Annotated in this window: 18 protein-coding genes and 1 tRNA gene; 13 read left to right on the forward strand and 6 right to left on the reverse strand. The window is 46.4% G+C overall.

Translation table 11 applies throughout. From position 1 onward, the window contains the following. Window positions 1-127 precede the first annotated feature (127 nt). From AC5YBX_RS05370 to AC5YBX_RS05380, 3 genes are all read right to left on the reverse strand, one after another. Window positions 128-955 (reverse strand): hypothetical protein, encoded by an 828-nt coding sequence (locus AC5YBX_RS05370; protein WP_494524501.1) that lies wholly within the window; start codon window positions 953-955, stop codon window positions 128-130. A 213-nt stretch (window positions 956-1168) separates the two neighbouring features. Further along, window positions 1169-1244 (reverse strand) — tRNA-Arg (locus tag AC5YBX_RS05375). Between the two features lie 77 nt (window positions 1245-1321). Further along, window positions 1322-2479 (reverse strand): flagellar assembly protein T N-terminal domain-containing protein, encoded by a 1158-nt coding sequence (locus tag AC5YBX_RS05380; RefSeq protein ID WP_494524502.1) that lies wholly within the window; start codon window positions 2477-2479, stop codon window positions 1322-1324. A 605-nt stretch (window positions 2480-3084) separates the two neighbouring features. Here AC5YBX_RS05380 and AC5YBX_RS05385 point away from each other — a divergent pair. Beyond that, complete coding sequence (locus AC5YBX_RS05385) at window positions 3085-3708, forward strand: FlgO family outer membrane protein (protein WP_494524503.1); 624 nt, start codon at window positions 3085-3087, stop codon at window positions 3706-3708. Next, the gene (locus AC5YBX_RS05390) at window positions 3705-4151 is read left to right on the forward strand and encodes an LPP20 family lipoprotein (RefSeq protein ID WP_475516272.1); all 447 of its coding nucleotides are present in this window, start codon (window positions 3705-3707) and stop codon (window positions 4149-4151) included. The genes AC5YBX_RS05385 and AC5YBX_RS05390 overlap by 4 nt, the downstream gene beginning before the upstream one ends. Window positions 4152-4345: 194 nt before the next feature. Here AC5YBX_RS05390 and AC5YBX_RS05395 read toward each other — a convergent pair whose 3' ends face one another. The 3 genes from AC5YBX_RS05395 to flgA all read right to left on the reverse strand — a co-directional run bounded on the left by AC5YBX_RS05395 (window position 4346) and on the right by flgA (window position 5930). Further along, the gene (locus AC5YBX_RS05395; protein WP_494519680.1) at window positions 4346-4771 is read right to left on the reverse strand and encodes a flagella synthesis protein FlgN; all 426 of its coding nucleotides are present in this window, start codon (window positions 4769-4771) and stop codon (window positions 4346-4348) included. A gap of 6 nt (window positions 4772-4777) precedes the next feature. Then, on the reverse strand, window positions 4778-5101 hold the full coding sequence (flgM, locus tag AC5YBX_RS05400) for a flagellar biosynthesis anti-sigma factor FlgM (RefSeq protein ID WP_494519679.1): 324 nt from the start codon (window positions 5099-5101) through the stop codon (window positions 4778-4780). Window positions 5102-5222: 121 nt separating this feature from the next. Next, window positions 5223-5930: a flagellar basal body P-ring formation chaperone FlgA gene (flgA, locus tag AC5YBX_RS05405; RefSeq protein WP_494519678.1), complete on the reverse strand. Its 708-nt coding sequence runs from the start codon at window positions 5928-5930 to the stop codon at window positions 5223-5225. Between the two features lie 199 nt (window positions 5931-6129). Between flgA and AC5YBX_RS05410 the strand changes: the two genes are divergently transcribed. From AC5YBX_RS05410 to flgJ, 11 genes are all read left to right on the forward strand, one after another. Further along, complete coding sequence (locus tag AC5YBX_RS05410; protein ID WP_494519677.1) at window positions 6130-7050, forward strand: chemotaxis protein CheV; 921 nt, start codon at window positions 6130-6132, stop codon at window positions 7048-7050. 147 nt (window positions 7051-7197) lie between these two features. After that, window positions 7198-8031 carry a CheR family methyltransferase gene (locus AC5YBX_RS05415; RefSeq protein ID WP_494519676.1) on the forward strand — a complete coding sequence of 278 codons (834 nt, stop codon included), beginning with the start codon at window positions 7198-7200 and terminating at the stop codon, window positions 8029-8031. Window positions 8032-8178: 147 nt separating this feature from the next. Next, on the forward strand, window positions 8179-8577 hold the full coding sequence (gene flgB / locus AC5YBX_RS05420; protein WP_494519675.1) for a flagellar basal body rod protein FlgB: 399 nt from the start codon (window positions 8179-8181) through the stop codon (window positions 8575-8577). A 2-nt stretch (window positions 8578-8579) separates the two neighbouring features. Then, a complete protein-coding gene (flgC, locus tag AC5YBX_RS05425; RefSeq protein ID WP_494521644.1) occupies window positions 8580-8999 on the forward strand; it encodes a flagellar basal body rod protein FlgC in 420 nt (139 codons plus the stop codon). A 10-nt stretch (window positions 9000-9009) separates the two neighbouring features. Continuing rightward, window positions 9010-9792, forward strand: coding sequence for a flagellar hook assembly protein FlgD (flgD, locus tag AC5YBX_RS05430; protein ID WP_494519674.1), 783 nt, complete (start codon window positions 9010-9012; stop codon window positions 9790-9792). A 62-nt stretch (window positions 9793-9854) separates the two neighbouring features. Further along, the gene (gene flgE, locus AC5YBX_RS05435) at window positions 9855-11216 is read left to right on the forward strand and encodes a flagellar hook protein FlgE (RefSeq protein ID WP_494519673.1); all 1362 of its coding nucleotides are present in this window, start codon (window positions 9855-9857) and stop codon (window positions 11214-11216) included. Window positions 11217-11402: 186 nt separating this feature from the next. Next, a complete protein-coding gene (gene flgF, locus AC5YBX_RS05440) occupies window positions 11403-12146 on the forward strand; it encodes a flagellar basal-body rod protein FlgF (protein ID WP_494519672.1) in 744 nt (247 codons plus the stop codon). 10 nt (window positions 12147-12156) lie between these two features. Then, complete coding sequence (flgG, locus tag AC5YBX_RS05445; RefSeq protein WP_110456386.1) at window positions 12157-12945, forward strand: flagellar basal-body rod protein FlgG; 789 nt, start codon at window positions 12157-12159, stop codon at window positions 12943-12945. 9 nt (window positions 12946-12954) lie between these two features. Next, a complete protein-coding gene (gene flgH, locus AC5YBX_RS05450) occupies window positions 12955-13632 on the forward strand; it encodes a flagellar basal body L-ring protein FlgH (RefSeq protein WP_494524504.1) in 678 nt (225 codons plus the stop codon). An 11-nt stretch (window positions 13633-13643) separates the two neighbouring features. Then, the gene (locus AC5YBX_RS05455) at window positions 13644-14735 is read left to right on the forward strand and encodes a flagellar basal body P-ring protein FlgI (RefSeq protein ID WP_494524505.1); all 1092 of its coding nucleotides are present in this window, start codon (window positions 13644-13646) and stop codon (window positions 14733-14735) included. Between the two features lie 17 nt (window positions 14736-14752). Next, window positions 14753-15739: a flagellar assembly peptidoglycan hydrolase FlgJ gene (flgJ, locus tag AC5YBX_RS05460; RefSeq protein WP_494524506.1), complete on the forward strand. Its 987-nt coding sequence runs from the start codon at window positions 14753-14755 to the stop codon at window positions 15737-15739. Window positions 15740-15777 lie beyond the last annotated feature (38 nt).

Consider the following 15777-nt stretch of genomic DNA (forward strand, 5'->3'; position numbering starts at 1 on the left):
TTAATTTAATTAAGTCAGGAGTGAGATTAGGGGACGGGGGTTAGAGAGTATTTAGTTCTCGCTGCGAGAAATGCATGGCTCGCTGCGAAATGTATACGGCTCGCTGCGAGAGCTGCATATTGGCAGGTTAAATTTTTGGCGATCTCAACCAATCATATAATCGGTTAAAGCCATTGATTTCCCACTCTAGGGATGAGCCCATCTCTTTTGAGATTGCTGAGACTTTTGGGAGTAATGACTTAGCAGCATGTCTAGGATTTTGATATGTACCTTGTTTATACAATTCAATTGCAGCTTCTTTAACTCTTCTATTTATGGCATGTCTAGAGTCATTCCCGATCTTTCCTGCTAATTTTACTGAGCTTTTTCTGCCTAAAATATCTCCTAATCCTATCATTAGATAAACATAGAAATGATTTCCATATAGGAACATTCGTTCTGTAAACTCTCTCTTTAGTATTTCAGCTGGTTTTGACAAGCCAGCCATTTCACATGAAAGAGCTGCTTGTAAAAGATCGGCCTCCTTCGTTCCAAGAGTTGAAATTAATTCTGAGTATTGAGTGATATCTTCGTGATGTGTAAAGGCTGAAAGGAGATTCGGCGATCTGGCAAAATCATGCAGTAATTTATGATTAGGTTCTTTTCTAGCCATTGGGAGTGCGGTTGATAACTCAAAGAAACTTTCAGCAGCTTCAGAGTTTATTTGTTCAATTTTCACATGAATATTTTCGATTTTGGCAAGATTATTTAAGAGTTCTTCATAACTCATATCGTTGTCGAGAGTTGGAAGAAGACGGCTAAACAGCATTTGCGGCCAATCATAGTTAGCAATAGCGACAAGATATTCTACAACGGCATATAGGTTGGGATTGTTCTTACTCGATAAATCATGAGGTGTGATTTGGTTTTGAATGTGCTTGGTTGCCTCCTTTACCGCAGGTTCAAAAGGGTTCATGCAGCTAATCTCCTTGCCTTACTTTATTCATTCCAAAACTATTAGAAATGGAGTGAAAAGTCTACAACTGAGGTTAACTGAGCAAAACAGGCGTTATTCAAAAAAGTTATAACAAAAAGTGCTAAAAAAGGCCTGTTCTATGGCGGCACAGGGGCGGCACCAGATTTTGTTAAATTCGTAAGTTATTGAGTTTTATAAGTAAAAGGGTCTATCTGGTCTCCCCACAGGGACTCGAACCCCGATCGATCGCTTAGGAGGCGACTGCTCTATCCTGTTGAGCTATAGGGAGACGCTGTTGATTATACTGTTTTTCATCTCGATGAAAAGGCTTTAGATTTAGTTGCTTAATTAGTGGCCGCTTGTCCGCTAAATTTTAATCGCAATGTCATTTACTTGTATATTTAGCGTCCCATTTTTTGGCTCGAGCAAGGCTGTTGCACTTTGCTGCGTGACTTGATCTATGGTGACCGTTGCGCGAGTTTCCCCGGCGATTGGGCGCATGTTGTCGAGCCTATCGGGTAAGTTTTGTTGCAATACAATTTGAAAACGGTCGCCCACTTTTATACCGTTGTTACGCCCCAGGTTGATGATCACTCGTCTGTCTTGCTTAGACACAATTTGTCCGAGTAGTGGCCTGCAGTTAAGCACTTTATCGATATCGGCACTGGCTTGTGCTAATACGGCATCAATATGTTGGCCATAGCTGGAATGCCAAAAGCGGGCGCTGTTTGCCGGCACTGTGGCTTGTCGATCAAACTCCCATGGGGCTGATGAATGATATAGCTCGCTCCAAACTTGCTCACCGCTGATACCATGATACAGCGATAGCTTTAGATGAAATTGCCGTTGTGGATAGTTATTCCAAAGACCTAGTAATCCGCCTTCAACGGGATCGGTGGAGATATCGACGATTGCTGGCAGTAGGATATATTGACTGTCGGTGATGTCGCTTAACCAACTGGGCAAACGGTAGCCTCGAACATCAACTAACGATTGCTCAATATCGAGGCGTTCGTTGGCGTGAACGTTGGCAAGGCTGGCATTGCTGCGCTGCTGAATGATGTTTCCCAAGCGTTGTGATAGTGCCTGTTCAAATTGACCGATATTGCCGTATCTGAGCTGCGCACGATCGGCAATCGATGCCTGTGGCACTAAAATGGCGGCTTTTAATGGTTCCACTTGGCACTGTTGCTCTGCGCCATCGATAACATCGGCTCTTAATGTCACTGTGATTTGTTGGTTTTCGATGCGCTCACTGAGCAGTTCGACTCGCGCAATGTTGGCTTGGTTCGACATAGAAAACCGGCTTTGTACCAGTTGACCATTTTGCGTCTGTTGCTGGCTGGTAAATTGGCCACCCGATTGCAAGGTGATAACACTTAAGGCTTGTTGTATGGCTTCTTCGCGCGCCTGATTGACATTGTTGTTGAGCACGTTGGCCTCGCCATGTGCTTCAATCCACTGTGCTGACACATTAAGATGGGTTAAACCGAGCAGTAGCAAGGATATGGTTAGCCGATTCATGTAAAAGTCTCTTTCAATAATAACAACGTAAACGCTACAACCTGCGTTATTAACTGCCAAAATGATGACAGTATTTGCGGTTGTTGGGCGATATTAGCCAGATGGCATCATAGCAAGCAATATACATGCCCGTATGTACTCTGTGGCACGATTGCTTGCTTAATGGGGTTAAAGGTTGGCGTGTTGAGGCCGATATAGGGTGGGAAACCATAGTGACTATTGCTATGACCTTGGCGTTGATTATTGTCTTATCGCGCTCACAGCGATTGCTGATGCCTGAGATACTTAGTATGCCATAATAGCCATATAAGTAATTAGGTTAGCACTTAGCTATTGGCTCATAATTTGCATTTTAAATTTATGCCAGTCGAACGCGCCGCGAATTTGTCGTGTGACATAGCGATAATCAAAGTTATCGTCTGCGTCAGTATCGACCGGGTTGTGATGTTAATGCATCAGCGCCGTCAAAGGTTAAGTCAACAGTTAAATCGTTAGCGGTTAACTTAGATGGGCGGCGATCAAGCCCTTGCGTTCATATTGAAACGGCATGTTATATGTGCATTTTTTCCGGCTAAGCCTTGCTTAGCGTTATACAGGACAGAGCAATGCGTACAGCGATATTTTTGTCATCTTTATTACTATTGGGGGGATGTGCGAGCAATGAGCCTGCTGCGCCGTCATTGGCAAGCGGCAATACTTTGCCTGCTCAATCGGCAGTGCTACACCTAAGCCAACAATTGGCTAATGAACTGATCAGGCAAAACGATCAACTCACACCTAAGCATCCGTTATTGGTGACAACGCCAGTGTTGTTAGGCAATTTAAGTGGCACTAATCCCTTGGGGTTACAATTACAGCAAGGTTTAATTGCTGCTATGCATGATCATCAATTTAATTTGGTCGATCTCAATGTGGCACAAAGTGTGCGCGTGACCGACAGTGGTGATTTTATATTGAGTCGTGATTGGCGTAAACTTGCGGACGATTTGCCAGTGGAGCATGTTTTGGTGTCGACCATGAATCTGTCGCTTGATGAGCTGGTGGTCAATAGTCGTATTGTGAATGTAACCAATAATCGTGTGGTATCAGTTGCTTCGGCGAGTGTCACCTTGGCTGAATTGCCTGGTTATCTTAGGGCGTCTGAGCGGGTGGAGTCTAAGCAAGGCTTGTTGATCCGTCACAGCATGCAGGGGCAGGGTAACATGCAAATGGTAGGAGAGCTGCAATGAGAATCTGGTTAATGGCAATACTGCTGACGCTAAGTGGCTGCGCTTCCCAAGATAGATATATTCAGTGGGAAACAGAAGCGCCTGAGCAGTTTCCTAAGTTAACCGCTATCGGCTACGCCCCCTTAGCGACACAACCGGCCAAAGAGCAGTCGCAACGGGTATTAATGGCGATGCAAGCATCCAAAATCGCGGCTTATCGTGAGTTAGCTGAGCAGGTATACGGCCAGCAGTTATCTGCGTCGAGCCAAGTCAGGGATTGGATGTTGTCTGATGATAATATTCAAGCTTCGGTGACCGGGGTGATACGCGGCGCCAGAGTGGTTAAGAGTTACCCGGCGGGTGAGCATTATGTGACTGAGCTGGAACTTGATTTTTCTCAAGTGTGGGCCTTGTACCAACAGCAAAATCGTCCACAAAAAGTGAAGCAAGTGACTTACTTCTAAGAGAGTTTCCTTTTAACGGAGCTCCATTTTAATTGAGCGACTTAATGTATTGCGCAATATTAAAGCCTCTATTTTAGAGGCTTTTTTGTGTCTCTTGGTTGTGTTTTTTAGATTGGGTCATTGCGTAGCGAAAGCGAGGTGCATGAGCTAGGCGCGATGCTGAATCAAGATAACACTACGCTGTGATTAAGTGCCTAAGCTTTAAGGTTATTGCCTAAGGTCGAAATCGTTGAGGTTTTGCCTTTACCATCGTAGGTAAGACTGGATGCGTTTCGACTGGCTTGCAAGGCTTGAGAGAAGCGATTGATACTGGCCATGCTGTGTTCGATTAATGTAGCATTTTGCGCGTTAAGCGTCTTACATTGGGCTAACACTTGTTTGGTTATATCGACTAATTTTTGCAGCTTAAGATCGCTACTGAGTTTACCGCTGTCGGGGTGCTCTGATAATCGTACATCGACCGCTTTGATCTCATCTAACAACTTAGCTTTATCTGCGGCCAGCGTTAGCAACTCATCGGCACTTTGTGCTATGAGTGCCGCTTTCTCTGCTTCGATAAGGCGTTTTAAGTCGTTTAATAACGTATGTTGATTGGCGATGATGTCGATTATTGAGTTCATATCAGCTTAGCCAAGATCCTTTAGTTCATTTTCAAACTGCGCAATATTACTGGCCAGTTTGTCGGCATCAATCTTATAGCGACCTTCAGCAATAGCCGCTTTTATCTGTTCGACTTTTTTAGTATCGATTTCAGGTAAGTTGTTTAATTTTGCCTGAGCACTTTGCAGTTGCTGCGCCTGAGGAGTTATCGATACCGAGTCACTTTTTACGGTTTTAGCCGTAGTGGTTTCGGGCGATACCAGGCCAGTTTTAGCCGATGACTTATCGGTTGATGGCGACGTGACTCGATTGTTCGTGCTTGTATTTACATGCTTTATGTCTATAGCCATAATAGGTTCCAACGTTACTTAGTGAGATCAACATAACTGTATATCGGCGCTCACTTTTAAAGCTTTAGTAGAATTTTGTGGTGAGCAACAAAAAATGCTCATCAAAGTGAGTCATGTCGTACTACATTCTAACCTCAACCGCACCGACCCCGATAACGTTTGCATCTACCATTTTTTGTGAGTGACTATTCCTAACTTGAATTCTATCGCCTAAGTTACCATCACGTAAGGCCTCACCGATAGTTTTTATCTCAAAATTGGCAGTACGGGCATAAATAGACACCATGTCGCCTTTGCAGACAAAGCAAAGGTTACTGCTAAACAGGGTTTGGTTGGCGGCAATTCTGCGTTTGACCCGGGTGCCAGTGACCTGCGCCGGATCATCAAATTGTTGGCCACGTAAATTACTCTGCTCTACATAAGCGAGTGTCACCTGCTCAGCGTTAATCAGATCACCCGGGCCTAAGGTTTGTGTCGCCACAACCACAGGGTAAAGAATATCGACTCTGACCGATATGTAGATTTGCCAAGGATAGGCTAGCTCTGGAGTTTCACAACTGATTTTAACGGTATTGTTACGGCCAATAGCGCGATCGCTGGCGACCTCAACGCTTAATGCTGAACTACAAGCGGGTGGCGTCACTCGGGTGTCTAAACTTTGCGGCGATATATTGACCTTAGCATCACTTGGGGCTTCAATTTTATTTTCAATTGCCGCTATAGCTAATCGTGATATCGTCGATAAAGAGGGTACGCTAAGCTCATCAGCCGCAAAACTTGGGCATGAGCAGAGTAAAGCGATGAAAAAGTATACTGTATTTACTTTCATATTGAATAGACTAGCTTAGATAGCTAGAGAGCACCTATACTTCGTTGTGGCCCGTACTTTATAGACATTTTTCATAGAAATTAGTGTCATAAATTTGACGAGTTTAGGGCCTGGTTATCATACACATTTTTTAAAGCAATTAGCATGCCTATACTTATAGTTACTATGGTTGGGGAAGCATTCACAAGGCAAAGGCATTATGTCGAGTATTCTTGATTCAGTAAATAAACGTACCCAACTCGTGGGACAAAACCGTCTAGAATTGCTGCTGTTTAAATTAAACAGTAAGCAACGATTTGGTATTAACGTATTTAAAGTCAAAGAGGTACTGCAGTGCCCGCCATTGACGGCATTACCTAAGCTAAATCCTGTGGTTCGGGGAGTGGCGCATATTCGCGGCAAGACGATATCTGTGATTGATTTAAGTGCTGCTACGGGGGGGCGTCCAATTGAAAATATTGACGAATGTTTTATTATCATTTCTGAGTATAACCGCAGCGTGCAAGGGTTCTTAGTCCAGTCTGTTGAGCGAATCATTAATATGAACTGGGAAGCCATTATGCCACCGCCGCAGGGGGCTGGACGCTATTCCTACTTAACGGCCGTTACTGAAGTCGAAGGGGAGTTGGTTGAGATCCTTGATGTCGAAAAAATCCTCGATGAGATATCCCCTGTTAAGACGCAGATAAGCCAAGAAATGGATGATAAGTTAACCATAGATAGAGACCGCCACTATCATATTATGGTGATTGATGATTCAACAGTGGCCCGTAAGCAAATTATTAGGGCGTTAGAGTCATTAAATCTGCAAATCGATACCGCTAAAGATGGCCGTGATGCCCTCAACCAATTAGAGGCGATGGCGGCCAATATGGACAATGTCGCTCGTGAGCTCCCCTTGGTGATTTCTGATATCGAAATGCCCGAAATGGACGGTTATACCTTAACGGCAGAGATTAGAGACAACCCTAAGCTTAAAGATATTAAGGTGGTGCTACATACCTCACTCAGTGGCGTGTTTAATCAAGCGATGGTGGAAAAAGTGGGCGCCAATGATTTTATTGCCAAATTTAATCCTGATGAGTTAGCCGCAGCAGTGAATAAGCACCTTAGTTTGTAATTTAAGCGTCGTTATACAAGCCCCTAACTTTACGTAGTTTATGCTTGTCTCAGTGTGTTAGCTAATGTATAACCCTGAGCTGTTTAATGCTTGCTATAGTAGTGTATGTTGTAGCCTGTTTTATTTTTTTGAGATTGGGATATCTAGGTGCCAAATAAATCACTTGCTGAAGCTGAGTACAACCAATTTAGGTTATTTCTGGAACAACACAGCGGGATCGTGCTGGGTGAAAATAAGCAATATTTAGTTCGTAGTCGCTTGGCACCGTTAATGGGGAAATATAATCTTCCCTCGTTATCTGAGGTGGTTAAACATTCGATGAAGCCGACGGAGCGGCAGTTAAGAGCAGAGGTTATCGATGCGATGACCACTAACGAAACCTTATGGTTCAGGGATCGTTATCCGTTCGAGTTACTGGCAAATAACTTATTGCCAGAATATACCCGCTTAGGCCGGCCACTCAAAATATGGTCGGCAGCGTGTTCGTCTGGGCAAGAGCCCTATTCGTTAGCCATGACCATTTTAGAATATCAGCAGCGTAAGCCGGGGGCTTTACCGGGGAGTGCATCGATACTGGCCACCGACCTCTCGCCATCCATGCTCGATAAGTGTAAGGCGGCGCAATATGATAATTTAGCGCTGGCGCGCGGTTTATCTGATGAGCGTAAACGACAATTTTTTGCACCCACAACCCCTGGCTCTATGGTGCTTAACGATAATGTAAAACGTCTGGTTAATTTCAGAGCCCATAATTTGCTTGAAAGTTATACCTTACTGGGTAAATTTGACATTATATTTTGCCGCAACGTACTGATCTACTTTGCACCTGAGGCAAAGGCCAAAATATTGCGGCAATTTGCTGCCGCTTTGAACCCCAAAGGGATCTTATTCCTTGGCGCTTCAGAGTCGATTGCCGGATTAACCGAAGAATTTGAGATGGTGCGCTGTAATCCTGGCATCTATTATCAAAAGCGTGGTTAACCTTAATCACCTCAGTTAGCTAAAATGCCAGCAATAAGCTGGCATTTTTTATCGTTCTGGTTTTTTATTCATCACTCTCTGCTCGTTTACATCTTGCTTGGCATAACAATTGCTTTCTTGTTGGTATCTGTATGAGGAGGCAATTTTATGGCGATCAGTTTTGATAAAGCATTAGGTGTACATCAATTCACTTTGGGTGTGCGTTCAACGCGTGCGCAGGTGATCTCATCTAATATTGCCAATGCCGATACCCCTCATTATAAAGCTAAAGATCTCGATTTTGATAAGGCGCTGCAAGCGGCGCGTACTCGACAAGGCGGTTTAGCCATGAGCCGCAGTGACGAACGTCATTTCGATTTAGCGGCTTTAAGTCAGCAACATGTGAGTTATCGCGTGCCCAATCAGCCGGATACGGGTGATGGTAATACCGTCGATATTCAGCAAGAGCAATCTGAATTTATGCAAAACGCCTTAGAGTATCAGATGTCGTTAGGCTTTCTTGACAGTAAATTTGCTGGGCTGAAAAAAGCACTTAAAGGAAATTAATGATGAGCTTATTTAATATCTTTGATGTTTCAGGATCGGGTATGTCGGCGCAATCTATCCGCCTTAATACCACGGCAAGTAACATTGCCAATGCCGATTCGGTTTCCAGTAGCATCGACCAGACTTACCGTGCTCGGCATCCTGTATTTGAAGCGGAAATGGCCAAAGCGAGTCATCAGCAACAAACCTCACAGTCGGTCAAAGTGGCGGACATTGTTGAAAGTGATAAGCCGCTGCAGAAAGAATATTCTCCTGATCACCCGTTGGCCGATGCCGACGGCTTTATTTATAAACCCAATGTGAATGTGATGGAGGAGATGGCGAACATGATCTCTGCATCGCGTTCGTACCAAATGAACGTACAAGTTGCTGAAGCGGCCAAGTCTATGCTGCAACAGACTTTGCGAATCGGCAAATCTTAGGAGGTAATGAGTGAGCCTCATTAATCCGTTAAGCAGTCAGTCTCCCCTGAGCAGTGAACAGCAAAGTGGGCAGATCACACCGCAAGCAAACAGCAGAACCAGTGCCATCACCGAGTCTACGGGAAATCCGTTTCTAGATGGTATTCGCTTACCTGAGGAGTCATCGATTCCTGAGGCAAATAATCAGGAGCTGACACAAGACGATTTTTTCTCTTTATTGAGTCAACAGTTGTCGATGCAAGATCCATTTAAGCCGGTGGATAATGACCAAATGATCGCGCAGATGGCCTCATTTTCGACCGTCGATGGGATCAGCAAGCTTAATGAGGAGATTGTTAACCTTAATGCTGTGATGACCTCGAGTCAGGCACTACAAGCCTCAGGGCTCGTTGGGCAGAAAGTGCTTATCCCCTCTGATACCGGCCATATTTCTGCTGAAGATCCGCACTTAAAAGGGATCATCAGTACGCCAGAGGCTATCGATGACATTACCGTGCGCATCGAAGATGAAAAAGGTCAGCTCATCAAGACGTTTACCGTCGATGGCAGCGCAGGCGGCAATATTGATGTCAGCTGGGATGGGCTAGATAAAAATGGCGAGCCGGTGGCAAGTGGCAATTATTCGATTAAGGCATCTGGCAAAGTGGATGGTCAAAGTGAAGACCTCGCCGTATCAACCTACGCACATGTAACCAGCGTCTCATTAGGTACAGCCAGTACCGGCGCAATTTTAAACCTTAGGGGCATAGGGGGTATCAAGATTGGTGATGTACTCGCCGTCTCTGAAACCTAGATAAAGCTTACGTTAGGGCATAACGTCCACGACAACGAATAAAATTTTTAATGAGGTGATTTATGTCATTTAACATTGCATTGAGCGGTATCTCAGCAGCCCAAAAAGATCTTAATACCACGGCCAACAATATCGCTAACGTTAACACGGTTGGTTTTAAAGAGTCTCGCGCCGAATTTGCCGATGTGTATGCCAACTCGATTTTTGCTAACAGTAAAACCACAGTCGGTGGCGGCGTGACCACATCACAAGTGGCGCAGCAGTTCCACCAAGGCAGTATGCAGTTTACCAATAACGCGCTCGATATGGCGATTAATGGTGGTGGTTTTTTTGTGACCTCATCTGAATTGGGCTCGCAAGATATGTCTTATACCCGCGCGGGAGCGTTTAAAGTCGATGGTAATAACTATTTGGTTAATTCGTCAGGTAACTTCTTGCAGACATTTCCAGTCGATAAAGATGGCAATTCAACATCAGTGAGTTTAACCACGACTAAGCCTGTGCAAATTCCCGATACGGCAGGTCAACCACAAAAGACTAATGATGTGGGCATTCAGATGAACCTGAATGCCGCTGAAGATACGCTCGATCCAGCGAATTTCGATCCCACTAAGCCCGAGACCTTTAATAATTCGACATCTGTGACCATATATGACTCCTTAGGTGAGCCACAGATTTTAACCACTTACTTTGTTCGCCCGCCAGAAGCGGCGCACAATGGTGAGAGTAATTGGGTGGCGTTTTATGCCGTCGATGGTAAACAGGTCGATATTGCAGGCCCTGTAGGGACTTATGGGCGAGATACCACTGGTGATGGTACTGCCGATGCGACAGGTAATGCCGAAAATGCCAGTGGTTGGAAAGGCTCTGTATTGTCTTTTAACGATACTGGCACCTATACCGGTAGCGACCCTGCCGTAGTACAGACCGAAGCGCTTGGTGTGGGCGGGGCTAATGTCTTAGGCCCGGGTACTGACGGCGCGCAAACCCTAACGCTTAACTTTAATAATCCGACGCAATATTCATCAGCTTTTGAGGTGACTGAGCTGAGCCAAGATGGCACCACTGTTGGCCGCTTAACCAATGTAGAAGTGGGTGTCGATGGCTTGATTAATGCCAGTTACAGTAACGGATCTACGGTAGCCTTAGCCCGCGTGGCGTTGGCCCGTTTTTCTAATGAGCAAGGCTTAACGCAGGTGGGTAATACGTCGTGGAAGGCTAGTTTAGATTCAGGCCCAGCGTTAGCCGGTGAGGCTAATAGCGGTACCTTTGGTGGACTTCGCTCGTCAGCATTAGAGCAATCCAACGTTGATTTGACCACCGAGCTGGTTGATTTGATCTCTGCGCAGCGTAACTTCCAGGCTAACTCGCGTACTTTAGAGGTCAATAATACGTTGCAACAAACGGTACTCCAGATCCGTTAATGCTTGACTTAAGTGTGTTGCCGCAACGGCAACACACTGCCGCTTTTCGTTGAACTGCTCCTCTTTTCGTATTATTTATCTTCGCATCCCATTGATCTTCCATTCTCATTGATTTTTGCTATTGGCACGATGCTTGCTTTGTACTGTGATACGACAGTTTTAGTTGAAACATTGACGGAGCAGCAAGTGGATAAATTACTTTATGTCGCCATGAGTGGCGCCAAGCAGAATATGAATTCGCTGGCGGTACGTGCGAACAACCTTGCTAATGCCAATACCGATGGTTTTAAGTCAGACTTAGAACAATCTCGCTCTATGCAAGCCTTTGGTGAAGGTTTGCCGACACGGGTGTTTTCGATGACAGAAAGCCCATCGGCTAACTTTGCCAGCGGACCGCTAAAAACCACAGGCCGCGATCTGGATATTGCCGTTAAAGGCGATGGTTGGATTGCCGTGCAGAGTGCCGACGGTGGCGAAGCCTATACCCGCTCAGGCAGCTTAAGCATAGATAACACCGGCTTGCTGCGAAACGACCGTGGTAATCCCATTATGGGGGATGCCGGTCCCATCGTATTACCTCTGCCTATCGAAAAAATAGAAATTGCCCAAGATGGCATTATTTCGGTGCGCCCTTTAGGGGCGACAGCGGAAGTGATTGAAGAGGTTGGCCGGATCAAGCTCGTTAACCCAGGTAACCAAAATTTAATGCGCGGAGAAGATGGCCTGTTCCGTCAAATCTCTGGCGAAATCGCACCTGCCAATGCGCAGGTGTTTGTAGAGAGTGGCGCCGTTGAGGGCAGTAATGTGAATGCTGTCGATGAAATGGTGTCGTTAATCGATTTGCAGCGTCAGTTTGAGATGCAGGTCAAGATGATGAAAACGGCCGAAGAGATGGATCAAGCCTCTTCGACATTAATGCGCATTAGTTAGGAGATAGATTATGCATCCCGCGTTATGGATCAGTAAAACAGGCTTAGATGCTCAGCAAACCGATATTTCGGTTATCTCTAACAACGTGGCTAATGCGAGCACCATTGGCTACAAGAAAAGCCGCGCCGTATTTGAAGACTTGCTTTATCAAACGGTTAACCAAGCTGGTGGCATCAGTGCCTCTAACACCAAATTGCCCAATGGCCTGAATATCGGTGCGGGTACCAAAGTGGTGGCGACGCAAAAGATGTTCACCCAAGGCAACATGTTAACCACGGATAACTCACTCGATTTAATGATTGAAGGCCCCGGCTTTTTTGAAGTGCAGATGCCAGATGGCACCGCGGCCTATACACGTAATGGCCAGTTCACCCTAGATGATACTGGTCAAATCGTTACCCCTGGCTCAGGTTATGTGTTGCAGCCAGCGATCACCATTCCTGATGACGCCACCAGTATCACAGTGTCGGCAGAAGGGGAGGTCTCGGTAAAAACTCCGGGTGCGGCCGAAAACCAAGTGGTGGGCCAGTTAGCCATGTCCGACTTTATTAACCCAAGTGGGTTAGATCCTATGGGGCAAAACCTCTACACCGAAACTGGCGCGAGCGGTGCACCGATTCAAGGAACGGCCTCTTTAGATGGCATGGGCGCGATTCGTCAAGGTGCATTGGAGACCTCTAACGTGAATGTAACCGAAGAGCTGGTTAACTTGATTGAGAGTCAGCGAATTTACGAGATGAACTCCAAAGTGATCTCAGCCGTCGATCAGATGTTGTCTTACGTTAACCAGAATTTGTAGAGGCTTAATATGACTAAGTATCTCATGCTGGTGGCAGCCATCGCCTTAGCGGGGTGTAGCTCGACTAGCAATAATAAGCCGATTGCTGATGACCCTTATTATGCGCCCGTTTACCCAGAAGCCCCGCCAACCAAGGTGGCGGCAACGGGATCTATGTATCAAGACAGTCAGGCATCGGGATTGTATTCCGATATCAAGGCGTTAAAAGTGGGCGACATCATCACGGTGATTTTGCAAGAGTCGACCCAAGCGTCCAAGAGCGCTAATAATGAGATTAAAAAAGGCTCAGATCTTAGTCTTGACCCCATTTATGCTGGTGGCGGCAATGTCACCATCAAAGGCGTACCTATCGATTTACGTTATAAAGACAGCTTTAACACCAAGCGAGAGTCAGACGCCGATCAGAGCAATAGCCTGTCAGGCAGTATCTCGGCCAATGTGATGCAGGTGCTCAATAATGGCAACCTAGTGATCCGCGGTGAGAAATGGATCACCATCAATAACGGCGATGAATTTGTGCGGGTGACCGGCATTGTACGTTCGCAAGATATTCGTCCCGACAACACCATTGACTCGCAACGCGTTGCTAATGCGCGCATTCAATACAGTGGGACAGGCACCTTTGCCGATGCACAAAAAGTGGGTTGGTTAGGGAAATTTTTCATGAGTGATTGGTGGCCTTTTTAGGAAGTAATATCATGAAAGTTAAAATTATTTTACTTTGTGCTCTGACCCTGTTTTCTTCAATAAGCTTTGCCCAGCGCATTAAAGACATTGCCAATGTGCAAGGGGTGAGAAATAACCAACTCATTGGTTATGGTCTCGTGGTGGGTTTGCCCGGTACCGGTGAAAAGACCCGTTATACCGAGCAGACATTTAAAACCATGCTGAAAAATTTCGGTATCAATCTACCGGATAACTTTCGACCCAAGATTAAAAACGTCGCGGTGGTTGCCGTGCACGCCAATATGCCGCCCTTTATTAAACCGGGGCAAACCTTAGATGTTACCGTATCGAGCTTAGGTGAAGCCAAAAGCCTGCGCGGCGGCACCTTAATACAAACCTTTCTAAAAGGGGTCGATGGTAATGTTTACGCCATCGCTCAAGGCAGCATGGTGGTCAGTGGCTTTAGTGCCGAAGGGCTCGATGGCTCAAAAGTCATCCAAAATACCCCAACCGTGGGGCGTATTCCCAACGGCGCGATTGTTGAGCGCACGGTAGCGACGCCATTTTCAACTGGCGATCACCTGACGTTTAACTTACGCCGCGCTGATTTCTCAACGGCTAAACGCTTAGCCGATGCCATCAATGGCTTGCTTGGCCCAGGTATGGCCCGAGCGCTTGATGCCGCTTCGGTACAAGTGAGTGCACCGCGCGATGTGTCACAACGGGTGTCATTTTTAGCCACGCTGGAAAATATCGACGTTGAGCCCGCATCAGAGTCGGCTAAGGTTATCGTTAATTCCCGCACCGGCACCATAGTTGTAGGAGCTGACGTACGTTTGTTGCCTGCCGCAGTCACCCACGGTGGTTTGACGGTCACTATTGCTGAGGCGACCCAAGTGTCACAACCCAATCCCTTTGCGGATGGCGAAACAGTGGTCACCAGTAACAGCACTATCGATGTGTCTGAAGAAGATAACCGTATGTTTTTGTTTAACCCAGGTACCACCCTCGACGAGCTCGTTAGGGCGGTTAACTTGGTTGGCGCGGCGCCATCGGATGTACTGGCCATTCTCGAAGCGTTAAAAGTGGCAGGCGCTTTGCATGGAGAGCTTATCATCATCTAATTTTTGTCGGGTTGACTATGGAAAAGCTGTCACATTCATCGCACTTTATGGACATCGGGGGGCTAGACTCCCTGCGTGCCAAAGCACAAAAAGATGATAAGTCAGCTTTGAAGGAAGTGGCGCAACAGTTTGAGGGGATCTTCGTGCAAATGCTGATGCAGAGCATGCGCGACGCCAATGCTGTATTTGAATCCGACAGCCCGATGAACAGCCAATACACTAAGTTTTACGAGCAGATGCACGATCAGCAGATGTCGGTTAACCTCTCCGACAAAGGCATGTTAGGCCTAGCCGACTTGATGGTGCAGCAGCTCGATCCTACAGCCAGTGCCTTTACCCCAGCGTCAGTGTTACGTGGTGGCATGCAGCAGCCTAGCTCATCTAGCGTCAATATGACGGCGCAGCATTTAAGCCAATCTAAGGTTTCAGCGACTCAAACTCCCTCTTTACCTGAGGCGCTCGACGAGGTCGTCAGCGGCAAAGTGTTGCCATCGGCCGCGCCCATAAATGGCTTCAGTAGCCGTGAAGAGTTTGTTAGCGCGTTATATCCCCATGCTAAGGCCGCAGCACAATCCCTTGGCACCACGCCAGAGGTGCTCATTGCCCAGTCGGCGCTCGAAACCGGTTGGGGACAAAAAATGGTGCGCACCACACAGGGTGAGCCCAGTCATAACCTATTTAATATTAAGGCCGACAAGCGCTGGCAAGGCGACAAAGCGGGCGTGAGCACCTTGGAGTTTGAACAAGGTGTGGCGGTGAAGCAACGAGCCGATTTTCGCGTATATGACGGCATAAAGCAGAGTTTCGATGACTTTGTGTCATTTATCTCTGAAGGGCCACGTTATCAAGCGGCCATGGAGAAGGCGGCCGATCCTGCTGCGTTTGTACAAGCCCTGCAAGATGCCGGTTATGCAACCGATCCACATTACGCCGACAAAGTGATCAAGGTGATGCAATCGGTAACCAAAGGGCTGGGTTCAGCCATATCGGGAGTAACACCATGAGTCAAATTACCATCGCCCGCCCTGTAGGAGGGATTTTT

The sequence above is a fragment of the Shewanella sp. 492 genome (assembly GCF_059338445.1).

Bases quoted from the DNA above. Each gene is read 5' to 3' on its own strand.
- AC5YBX_RS05370 (WP_494524501.1), bottom strand. From the start codon at position 955: ATGAACCCTTTTGAACCTGCGGTAAAGGAGGCAACCAAGCACATTCAA.
- AC5YBX_RS05380 (WP_494524502.1), bottom strand. From the start codon at position 2,479: ATGAATCGGCTAACCATATCCTTGCTACTGCTCGGTTTAACCCATCTT.
- AC5YBX_RS05385 (WP_494524503.1), top strand. From the start codon at position 3,085: ATGCGTACAGCGATATTTTTGTCATCTTTATTACTATTGGGGGGATGT.
- AC5YBX_RS05390 (WP_475516272.1), top strand. From the start codon at position 3,705: ATGAGAATCTGGTTAATGGCAATACTGCTGACGCTAAGTGGCTGCGCT.
- AC5YBX_RS05395 (WP_494519680.1), bottom strand. From the start codon at position 4,771: ATGAACTCAATAATCGACATCATCGCCAATCAACATACGTTATTAAAC.
- flgM (WP_494519679.1), bottom strand. From the start codon at position 5,101: ATGGCTATAGACATAAAGCATGTAAATACAAGCACGAACAATCGAGTC.
- flgA (WP_494519678.1), bottom strand. From the start codon at position 5,930: ATGAAAGTAAATACAGTATACTTTTTCATCGCTTTACTCTGCTCATGC.
- AC5YBX_RS05410 (WP_494519677.1), top strand. From the start codon at position 6,130: ATGTCGAGTATTCTTGATTCAGTAAATAAACGTACCCAACTCGTGGGA.
- flgB (WP_494519675.1), top strand. From the start codon at position 8,179: ATGGCGATCAGTTTTGATAAAGCATTAGGTGTACATCAATTCACTTTG.
- flgC (WP_494521644.1), top strand. From the start codon at position 8,580: ATGAGCTTATTTAATATCTTTGATGTTTCAGGATCGGGTATGTCGGCG.
- flgE (WP_494519673.1), top strand. From the start codon at position 9,855: ATGTCATTTAACATTGCATTGAGCGGTATCTCAGCAGCCCAAAAAGAT.
- flgG (WP_110456386.1), top strand. From the start codon at position 12,157: ATGCATCCCGCGTTATGGATCAGTAAAACAGGCTTAGATGCTCAGCAA.
- flgH (WP_494524504.1), top strand. From the start codon at position 12,955: ATGACTAAGTATCTCATGCTGGTGGCAGCCATCGCCTTAGCGGGGTGT.
- AC5YBX_RS05455 (WP_494524505.1), top strand. From the start codon at position 13,644: ATGAAAGTTAAAATTATTTTACTTTGTGCTCTGACCCTGTTTTCTTCA.
- flgJ (WP_494524506.1), top strand. From the start codon at position 14,753: ATGGAAAAGCTGTCACATTCATCGCACTTTATGGACATCGGGGGGCTA.